Source organism: Nitrospinota bacterium (assembly GCA_009873635.1).
Classification (GTDB): Bacteria; Nitrospinota; Nitrospinia; order Nitrospinales; family VA-1; genus LS-NOB.
The window spans coordinates 87,480-89,743 of record WAHY01000006.1 but is presented as its reverse complement, the minus strand read 5'-3'; the positions used below and the strand labels follow the sequence as shown (position 1 = coordinate 89,743).

At 40.2% G+C, this 2,264-nt stretch carries 2 protein-coding genes; both read left to right on the top strand.

Annotated elements, in window-relative coordinates:
- A partial coding sequence (locus F3741_05620; GenBank protein ID MZG30279.1) for a TolC family protein occupies positions 1 to 974 on the top strand: 974 nt, incomplete at its 5' end.
- Positions 971 to 2,264, top strand: a 1,294-nt coding sequence (locus tag F3741_05615; protein ID MZG30278.1) for an efflux RND transporter periplasmic adaptor subunit, incomplete at its 3' end; no start/stop codon positions are given. The genes F3741_05620 and F3741_05615, both read left to right, overlap by 4 nt.

Below are 2,264 nucleotides of genomic sequence, written 5' to 3'. Positions count from 1 at the left end.
TTTTTAGCATTGAGGATTTGAAGGTTAAGGGAAAATCACTTGAAAGAGCTCAAAAATTAGAAAAACAGGTTAAGGCCCAGGTTGAAGTGGGTACGTTGGCAGAATTGGAGATTCTCCAGGCAAAATCAGAAGTGGCTTCCCGTGATCAGTTGCTTTTGAGTGCCCAGGATTTAATCCAGGATACTGAAGATAATTTAAAAAATATTCTCAATTATTCGTTTGATTCACAACAAGGGAGAAGTCAACTTCTTCCTTCTGATGCACCCGTTTTTGACCCCGGAACAGAAGGGACTCTTGAGGAGGCTATACAAATAGCTTTAAGCGACAGACCCGACCTTTTAGTTAAGAAGAAAGAATTAGAAAACCGAAATATTGAAGTTAAGTATAACGAAAATCAAACTTATCCAACGCTTGATCTTGTAAGTAGTTTGGGGCTCAATGGAATAAGCGGTGAAGCGATCAATATCACAACTGGTACGGTACAAGGAAGAAGTAAGTTTGGCGGGGATTATGGCAATACCCTGGGTGATTTAGGTTCTGGTAAATACTATCTGTGGGAATTTGGAGTGAATTTAAGCTATCCCATTGGTAACCGGTCGGCAAAAAGCAAACTGGTTGCAAAAAAACTTGAGGTTGCCCAGTTACTACTGGATATAAAAGATCTGGAAAAAACAATTACTGTCGAAGTGCGGGAGGCTTACCGGCAGATTAAAACAGATATTAAAAGGGTTCATGCGACCCGCATAGCAAGGAAACTGGCAGAAGAAAAACTCACTGCTGAAGAAAAGAAGTTTGAGGTTGGACTTTCAACCAGCTTCAATGTTTTGGAATTCCAGGAAGATCTTGCAGAAGAACAAAGTAATGAAATTAAAGCTATCATAGATTATAAGAAGTCCCGCAACCGTTTACGTCAGGTCAAGGCCCAAACTCTTAAAGAAAACAATATAAAACTTTCTGAAGGCGATGAAACATGAAAAAAACCCTGGTTTTAATCGGGGTGGCTCTTCTACTGACCGGCCTATATTTATTTCCCTATAAATCCAATGGTTCTGAGGATCCCCAAAAGCCTGTCTTCAAAACCTCAGAAGTATTGCAAGGTGAGTTGATCGTAAAAATATCCGCAACAGGTGTTGTCGAACCTAATTTCCAGGTAGAAGTTAAATCAAAAGCCAGTGGTGAAGTTTTATCATTCCCTTTTGAAGAAGGTGATCGTGTTAAAAAGGGAGAGCTTCTTTTGCAATTGGACAAATCTGACGAGCAGCGAAATGTTGCCAAGGCACGTGCGGATTTATCCAGCTCAGCAGCGAAATATAAAAAAGCACAAACAAGCTTGATTCTGCAAAAAACCAAATACAGCACTGATATCAAAACTTCCGAATCAGAAATTGAAACGGCAATCGCCAACCTTAAGGAATCAGAAGATAAACTGAAACGTCAAAGTGAACTATACGAAAAAAAGTTTGTCTCACGAGAATCTTTGGATGCAGCGGCTACCCTCTTCAAAGTAAATCAGGAAAACCTTGTTCAGGCTAAAACCAAGCTTCAGAGGGCAAAAGACTCCATTCACGATATCACAATGAAGGAGAATGAGATTGAACTGGTTTTATCCGAAGTAAAGAGTTCTGAAATTTCTCTTGCAGAGGTGGAAGAAAGATTAGAGGAAACAGAGATTTTTGCTCCCATTAATGGTGTCATCATTGAAAAACTGGTCGAAGAGGGTCAGATCATTGCATCGGGTATTTCTAATGTGAGCGGTGGAACATCGATAGCTACTATTGCAGACATGTCTCGGTTGTTCATAATTGCGGATATTGATGAAACCGATATTGGGTCTGTTAAAATAGGACATGCTGTAAAAATTACGGCTGATGCTTATCCGGGTAAAGTGTTTAAGGGAAAGGTTACACGTATAGCCCCTCAAGGACTGGTCGAGAACAGTATTACTATATTCAAGGTCAAGATCGAGGTTAAGGGGTCTGGGAAAAACCTGCTCAAACCAATGATGTCTTCAAATATAGATATCGTTACCAGGAAGGTCAAGGATGCCGTATATACAACCCGGGCTGGAATTCGCAAGGATGATGATGGGAAATACGTGATGCTATTGAAAAATGACGAGCCTGAAAAGGTTCGAGTGGAGACTGGTATCAGGAACCCTATTCATATGCAAATTACTAGCGGATTGAGTCCCGGTGATAAGGTTATATTGGGGGATTGGGAAAAAATCCTTGAAGAATCCAAAGAAAAAAAAAGTTCCTCTCTTA